This window comes from Calidifontimicrobium sp. SYSU G02091 (assembly GCF_022631395.1).
Taxonomy (GTDB): Bacteria; Pseudomonadota; Gammaproteobacteria; order Burkholderiales; family Burkholderiaceae_C; genus Calidifontimicrobium; species Calidifontimicrobium sediminis.
Genome location: NZ_JALBGB010000062.1, coordinates 1 through 3,934, shown reverse-complemented (window position 1 = coordinate 3,934; position 3,934 = coordinate 1). Strand labels below are relative to the sequence as shown.

At 71.2% G+C, this 3,934-nt stretch carries 3 protein-coding genes and 1 pseudogene; all 4 read right to left on the bottom strand.

Features of this window, described 5'->3' with window-relative positions; translation table 11 throughout:
- A partial coding sequence (locus MOJ79_RS19060; RefSeq protein WP_272885409.1) for a methyl-accepting chemotaxis protein occupies window positions 1-1,004 on the bottom strand: 1,004 nt, incomplete at its 3' end.
- Window positions 1,005-1,038: 34 nt separating this feature from the next.
- Window positions 1,039-2,904: a methyl-accepting chemotaxis protein gene (locus MOJ79_RS18645; protein WP_241925509.1), complete on the bottom strand. Its 1,866-nt coding sequence runs from the start codon at window positions 2,902-2,904 to the stop codon at window positions 1,039-1,041.
- Window positions 2,905-2,957: 53 nt separating this feature from the next.
- On the bottom strand, window positions 2,958-3,488 hold the full coding sequence (locus MOJ79_RS18640; RefSeq protein WP_241925508.1) for a chemotaxis protein CheW: 531 nt from the start codon (window positions 3,486-3,488) through the stop codon (window positions 2,958-2,960).
- A gap of 40 nt (window positions 3,489-3,528) precedes the next feature.
- Window positions 3,529-3,934: pseudogene (locus MOJ79_RS18635) on the bottom strand (methyl-accepting chemotaxis protein); the annotation flags it as partial.

Sequence of the window (3,934 nt, the reverse complement as noted above, 5' to 3'; positions counted from 1 at the left end):
TCGACGGCGGCGTTGAGCGCGAGGATGTTGGTCTGGAAGGCGATGCCGTCGATGACGCCGATGATGTCGGCGATCTTGCGGGAGCTGGCGTGGATCTCGTCCATCGTCGAGACGACCTGTCCGACGACTTCGCCGCCGCGGCGTGCGACCTGTGCGGCCGACGACGCGAGCTGGTTGGCCTGCGCGGCGGCGTCGGCGCTGTGGGCGACGGTGCCGGTGAGCTGTTCCATCGAGGAGGCGGCCTGCTGCAGGTTCGAGGCGGTCTGCTCGGTGCGCGCGCTCAGGTCGGCGTTGCCGCCGGCGATCTCGGTCGACGCGGTGCCGATCGAGTCGGCGGCCTGACGCACCTGCGCGATCGACTGCTCGACGTGACGCAGCGCGCCGAGCAGCTTGGCCGTCACCGGGTCGTCGCTGTGCATGCGCGTGACCTCGAAGCTCACGCTGCCGTCGGCGGCGACCATCTTCTCGGCCACCGTCGCCAGCGTCTCGGCGGTGCGGAAGTCGGCGCGTGCGCGCGCCGCGAGCATCAGCAGGACGGCCGACTCGGCGATCACGTACAGCGCGTGCTCGATGACGATCATCAGGCTCGGCTCGGTGAAGCACATCGGCCCCCAGCCCCACTGCTGGAAGTAGTTGAACGTCAGGTGGTGCACCGCGATCGTGCCGGCACCGACGAGGATCGGCAGCGCGCGGCGGTAAACGATCATGACTGCGAGGAACGCGAACACGGCGAAGTGCGCCTCGGCGTGGCCGCGCGCGGCGTGGATCAGCAGCGCGACCATCGCCATGCCGGCGAACGGCAGCACGACCTGGCTGCCGGTGCCGCTGCGCGAACGCATCGCAACGAAACCACCGAGCGCGAGCAGCGCCAGCCCGACGATGGCGACGAGGCCCAGGCCGCCATTGACGGCGGCGTACGCGAACGCGCCGACCCACACTGCCGCGATGGCGATCAGCACGATGCGGTCGTCGTGGGTGAAGAGGGGGGTGGTCTTGTTCTCCATCGGACGTCCTCGGTGAACGGAGTGGAAGGCGGACTCAGAAGGTCTGCCAGTCGTCGTCGGTGTCGGCCGTGGCGGCCACCGGCACGGGCTTGGCCGCTGGCGTGTCCGCCGGCGGGGCGGTGCGCCTGGCATCGCTCGATGCGGTCGTCTTCGGCGCCGGCGCCGCCGGCTTGAGGGCAGGCGCCGGCGCCGCCGGCGTGAGGGCTGGTGCGGCCTTGGGTTCGGGCGCGGGCTGTCGGGTGGCGACGGCGGGCGCTTTCCTCACCGCGGGTGCGGCCGTCGGCGCGACGGCCGCTGTCGCAGGCGTTGCAGGCGCGGTCGCCCCGAGCCTGAACGTGGCCACGACGTCGGCCAGCCGCTTGGCCTGCTCCTTGAGGCTCTCGGCGGCGGCAGCACTTTGCTCGACGAGGGCGGCGTTTTGCTGCGTCATGCGGTCGAGGTCGGCGACGGCGGCGTTGACCTGACCGAGGCCCGAGCTCTGTTCGCGCGCGGCGGCGCTGATCTCGCCGATGATGTCGCTGACGCGCTGCACCGAGGCGACGATCTCGTTCATCGTCGCGCCGGCGTCGGCGACGAGCTTCGAGCCGGTCTCGACCTTGTCGACGCTGGTGCCAATCAGCGCCTTGATTTCCTTGGCGGCTTCGGCGCTGCGCTGCGCGAGGCTGCGCACCTCGCCGGCGACGACGGCGAAGCCGCGGCCCTGCTCGCCGGCGCGGGCGGCCTCGACGGCGGCGTTGAGCGCGAGGATGTTGGTCTGGAAGGCGATGCCGTCGATGACGCCGATGATGTCGGCGATCTTCTTCGAGCTGGCGTTGATCTCGTCCATCGTCGAGACGACCTGTCCGACGACTTCGCCACCGCGGCGTGCGACCTGTGCGGCCGACGACGCGAGCTGGTTGGCCTGCGCGGCGGCGTCGGCGCTGTGGGCGACGGTGCCGGTGAGCTGCTCCATCGAGGAGGCGGCCTGCTGCAGGTTGGAGGCGGTCTGCTCGGTGCGCGCGCTCAGGTCGGCGTTGCCGCTGGCGATCTCGGTGCTCGCGGTGCGGATGCTGTCGCTCGCGTGGTGCAGCGAGCCGACGATCTGGCGCAGCTGCCGCTGCATGTGGGTCAGGCTCTTGACCAGCGCGGCGGCCTCGTCACGGCCTTCGTCGCGGATGTCGTGCGAGAGGTCGCCTTCGGCGATCGCGTCGGCCAGCCGGCGGGCTTCGTCGAGCGGCTGCGTGATCGAGCGCAGGTTCAGCAGCGTCGTCGGCACGACGATCACGACCGCGAGCGCGACGGCGCCGGCGAACAGTGCCATCGCCAGCCGGAATGCGGCGGCCCGCTCGGCCTGGCTGGCCTGTGCCTCCTCGTCGAGGTGGCGGCGGATCTCGCCGACGAGCCGCTCGGCTTCCTGCACCGGCGCCTTCGCCGCTTCGAGCCGGCGGTCGACGACACCGGCCGAGTCGTAGGCCTGGGCGCGCAGCCGCGTGACGACGTTCATCGCCTCGCGGCTGTACGTCTCCAGCAGCTGCTGCACCTGTGCGGCGTGCTGTTTGCCTTCGTCGTTCTGGCCCTCGGCGAGCTTCGCCGCGGCGTCGCGCGCCGTCTTCAGCGCGGCCTGCCAGCGCTCGAAGTGCTGGTCGACCCGCGCCGGATCCTCGTAGGCGATGACCATGTCCTTCTCGAAGCGCCGCACGTTGGCGGTGGCCACCGAAAGCGCGGACAGTGTCTCGAGATCGCGGTAGGTCTTTTCGACGAAGTCCTGGCTGGCGCCGTCGATGCGCGCCAGCCCCCAGCCCCCGGCGGCGCCGACGGCAAGCAGCAGCGCGATGACGACGGCGATCGCACCCAGCATGCGGGTGCGGATGCTGTAGGCGCGCATCCAGCGCATCGCAGAAAAGAGAGAGCGGTCAGACATCGCAGGGCAGGGCGGGCTACGAGTTCGGCTGGAGGGGCAGGCAGGCCGGGGGCTCAGCGGTCGTCGTCGATCAGGCCCATGTCGGCGCTGGCCATCAGCGCCTCGATGTCCATCAGGATCAGCATGCGCTCGGCGCCGTCGGCGGACACGGTGCCGATGCCGGTGATGAAGCGCGCGTCGATGCTCGCGTTCAGCTCGGGTGCCGGCTTGATCTGGTCGCCGCCGAGTTCGAGCACGTCGGACACCGAGTCGACGACGGCGCCGACGACGCGCCCCTTGACATTGAGCACGATCACGACGGTGAAGCTGTTGACCTCGGCGCTCGCGCAGCCGAGCTTGATGCGCAGGTCGACGATCGGCACGATGACGCCGCGCAGGTTGACGACGCCCTTCAGGAAGCTCGGCGCGTTGGCGATGCGCGTGGGCGGCTCGTACGAGCGGATCTCCTGCACGCGCAGGATGTCGATGCCGTATTCCTCGTCACCGAGGCGGAAGGTCAGGTACTCGCCGTGGTGCGCCTGCAGCGCGCCCTGGCGGGCGGCCTCGTGGCGGGCGACGTGCGTGGCTTCGGCAATCATGTCCATGGTGAGGTCCTGTCGGTCGTGGGAAGGTCGATGGGGCGCTTCAGAAGGTCTGCCAGTCGTCGTCGGTGTCGGCCGTGGTGGCCACCGGCACGGGCTTGGCCGCTGGCGTGTCGGCCGGCGGGGCGGTGCGCCTGGCATCGCTCGATGCGGTCGTCTTCGGCGCCGGCGACGCCGGCTTGAGGGCAGGCGCCGGCGCCGCCGGCGTGAGGGCCGGTGCGGACTTGGGTTCGGGCGCGGGCTGTCGGGTGGCGACGGCGGGCGCTTTCATCACCGCGGGTGCGGCCGTCGGCGCGACGGCCGCTGTCGCAGGCGTTGCAGGCGCGGTCGCCCCGAGCCTGAACGTGGCCACGACGTCGGCCAGGCGCTTGGCCTGCTCCTTGAGGCTCTCGGCGGCGGCAGCACTTTGCTCGACGAGGGCGGCGTTTTGCTGCGTCATGCGGTCGAGG